Below are 2,714 nucleotides of genomic sequence, written 5' to 3'. Positions count from 1 at the left end.
TATTATTTATTATTTAGAAAGAACCTCTAACATATAAAATTCTAATATCATTATCACATATTAATTTTCCTTTATTCATGACTAGAGCAATAGTTGTTTTAGGATCAATAATTCCCCATTCTTCTAACTTTTGAATCAATAAATCTTTAGAAAAAATTCCTTTGCCTACTACTTTAAACATAAACTCACTCTCCTAACAGAATTTTTCTTAATTAAAACTTAAATGGATACTCAGAGCTCTTTGTACACGCTGCATAGCATCATCATCTAGTTCTGTGATCTTATACATTAAGTTTAACTTATCTACAGTAGTAATCTGTTCAGTACCCAAGAAACTATCTCTATCTAGTCCGTATTTTTCAGCCTTAAGATATACATGCATTGGCAATGGTTTTTTTGATGTAGATGCTGACATTGGAATTATCGTAACTGTTGGAGCAAACATATTTCCTTTATTCGACTGAAGAATCAAACAAGGTCGAATGCCTCCTTGTTCGCTGCCCACACTTAAATCTAGATCTACCATCCAGATGTCTCCTCTAAGTATTGCTTCATTATTAAAACAAGGTTTCTCAAGTAACAAACTCATGTTTATCCTCCTTTTTAAAATAATATTATTAGTAGAAATTTCATAATACCAACCAAACGAATCATTTACTATTTCTTTCATTATAGATAATTTTTATTCTCTTTACAACAGAACAAACGTTCTAATTTTGAGAATGTCAACCACATTCGATGTTAAAAATTAACAAAATTTGGTGCATTCAATTTGTTATTGACTTTTTTTTACAAATATGATTTGTTACCAAAAATCATTCACGTCAATATACTCATCTAATTCTTTTCTTAGTACTTTAATAATTTTTATTTTCGTGTTCTCATACGGACTGTAACTCTTGTCCCCACAAAGTTTAACCATAGTTGGATTACTAATTCCTGTCTTTTGCTCAAGCCATGATTGAGTTAATCCATTATTATCTAAAAACTTACCTAATCTGGTTCTTGGTTTTCCAATTCCTAAACCACGAATACTCATATCTACGCCTTCCTTCTATTAAAAAGCATTAATAGAAGTTTGGACAAGTAGACTTAAAAATATACAAGTTAAAAAAAATGTGTCTAACTATTAGTAATATGGACAATTTGTACCTTCATAACATTTATCATCAAGGCGAAAACAACACGAAGTAATATCAAACAAGAGCATAAATGAACCTAGAACATTTAGAAGGAGGTGCGCTTATTATGGATGATTACTTTGAGTATGTAGCAAGTCATCTTACAATTGATGATATGAAAGTACTAGGATATCTTTTAGACAATGACGCAACGGCTGGATTTAAAGCAATTAAAAACTCTGAAGTAATGTCTTCCACAGGGTTAACAGAAGGAACGTTCCGTCGCATCATTTATCGTCTTAGCGCCAATAAATTTATTGAAATTGTTACACTTCAAAAAATGCACACTTTGTACATTTCAGATTTCGGGAGTGTAGCAATAAAAACAGCAGTAAAAGGAGTTGGTGCTTAGTGCTAGCTGTGATTGGATCAGGTCAGGCAGGATCAAATATAGCTGCTGAAGCAGAAAGACTTGGATTATTAGCTGGAGCAATAAACTATTCTCAGAAAGATTTGGATGCTGTAAATGTAAAACACAAATTACGTTTACTTGGATCAGAAGGAGTTGGTAAAAATAGAGATGACGCTATCAAGTTATTTCAAGATCAGTGGGAAACAGCAATATCATTCATAAAAGACAATTTCGCAAATGAAAAAATAATAGCTTTTGCTTTCTCTTCATCAGGCGGCTCTGGAAGTGGTATCAGCCCCATTCTGTTAGATATGGCTATAAATTTACTTCCTGATAAAACTTTTATTGCTTTAGTAATTTTACCTGATCTCACTGAATCTGAAACAGCTCAAATTAATTGTTTAGCTACTTTTGAAGAGTTATCTCAATTAGATTTAGCAGTTTTCCCGATAGATAATCAACAGATACGCAATCAAAATCCTTCAATTGGTAAGAATAAGTTATTCGAGATATCCAATAAAAACGCAACATCTCTTATTTATAACCTCTCAAGTTATACAAATAAACATTCTAAAAATGGAAACTTTGATGAGAAAGATCTTATAACTGTATTAAAAACAAGAGGAATAGCAACTATTTCAGAAACACCTCTCTCTGCTTCATTACAAACTATCGACCTTACCATTGAAGGATTAATTGATAAGATTACAGAGTCTTGGCAAAAATCTATATTTGCTCCTCTGTCTTCCGATAAGGCTATTAGTGCAGCCATCGTTTTTGATGGTCAAGAAAATCTCATGGACTTCATAAGATTAGATTCATTATTCAGCTCATTCCATCTACCTCCAATTGAGGTTTTTGAAGGGTATTACCATGAACATAGCGGTAAGATAATTACTCTGTTAAGTGGCCTTAGATGGTCATTCAATCGCTTAAAAGATATTGAGCTAACTTTCAACAACAAACAGGATCAAAACGAAAAACTAGTTGATAAGAGCTATAAAATGAACTTAAATATCTCAAGAACGCCTTTTGAGAAAAAGCAAGAAGAGAAAGTGTCTGTTTTAGATATTTTAAGTAAATACAATCGATAATACCAAATATAAAGGAGAGTGTTTGCAATGACAGTTGCACAGATATGGAGTCAATTTATAGAAATGGATAAAAATGGAGTTAAAATA

Annotated in this window: 5 protein-coding genes; 2 read left to right on the top strand and 3 right to left on the bottom strand. The window is 31.8% G+C overall.

What is annotated here, in order from left to right:
- Nucleotides 1-13 precede the first annotated feature (13 nt).
- The 3 genes from JCM16418_RS25225 to JCM16418_RS23220 form a co-directional block, all read right to left on the bottom strand.
- On the bottom strand, nucleotides 14-181 hold the full coding sequence (locus JCM16418_RS25225; protein WP_156327261.1) for a hypothetical protein: 168 nt from the start codon (nucleotides 179-181) through the stop codon (nucleotides 14-16).
- 27 nt (nucleotides 182-208) lie between these two features.
- Entirely contained in the window at nucleotides 209-589 is a 381-nt protein-coding gene (locus tag JCM16418_RS23225) for a type II toxin-antitoxin system PemK/MazF family toxin (RefSeq protein WP_052020737.1), read from the bottom strand.
- A 216-nt stretch (nucleotides 590-805) separates the two neighbouring features.
- On the bottom strand, nucleotides 806-1,039 hold the full coding sequence (locus JCM16418_RS23220) for a helix-turn-helix domain-containing protein (RefSeq protein WP_036653796.1): 234 nt from the start codon (nucleotides 1,037-1,039) through the stop codon (nucleotides 806-808).
- Between the two features lie 209 nt (nucleotides 1,040-1,248).
- Between JCM16418_RS23220 and JCM16418_RS23215 the strand changes: the two genes are divergently transcribed.
- Both JCM16418_RS23215 and JCM16418_RS23210 read left to right on the top strand, forming a co-directional pair.
- On the top strand, nucleotides 1,249-1,533 hold the full coding sequence (locus tag JCM16418_RS23215) for a hypothetical protein (protein WP_036653794.1): 285 nt from the start codon (nucleotides 1,249-1,251) through the stop codon (nucleotides 1,531-1,533).
- Entirely contained in the window at nucleotides 1,533-2,627 is a 1,095-nt protein-coding gene (locus JCM16418_RS23210; RefSeq protein ID WP_036653792.1) for an FtsZ/tubulin family protein, read from the top strand. Before JCM16418_RS23215 ends, JCM16418_RS23210 begins: the two co-directional genes overlap by 1 nt.
- Nucleotides 2,628-2,714: the final 87 nt, after the last annotated feature.

It is taken from the genome of Paenibacillus pini JCM 16418 (assembly GCF_000576305.1).
Classification (GTDB): domain Bacteria; phylum Bacillota; class Bacilli; order Paenibacillales; family Paenibacillaceae; genus Paenibacillus_AQ; species Paenibacillus_AQ pini.
This window is presented reverse-complemented; position numbering and strand designations above follow the sequence as displayed.

Excerpts from the sequence above, each read along its gene's own strand:
- JCM16418_RS25225 (WP_156327261.1), bottom strand. The coding sequence starts at position 181 with ATGTTTAAAGTAGTAGGCAAAGGAATTTTTTCTAAAGATTTATTGATT.
- JCM16418_RS23215 (WP_036653794.1), top strand. The coding sequence starts at position 1,249 with ATGGATGATTACTTTGAGTATGTAGCAAGTCATCTTACAATTGATGAT.
- JCM16418_RS23225 (WP_052020737.1), bottom strand. The coding sequence starts at position 589 with ATGAGTTTGTTACTTGAGAAACCTTGTTTTAATAATGAAGCAATACTT.
- JCM16418_RS23220 (WP_036653796.1), bottom strand. The coding sequence starts at position 1,039 with ATGAGTATTCGTGGTTTAGGAATTGGAAAACCAAGAACCAGATTAGGT.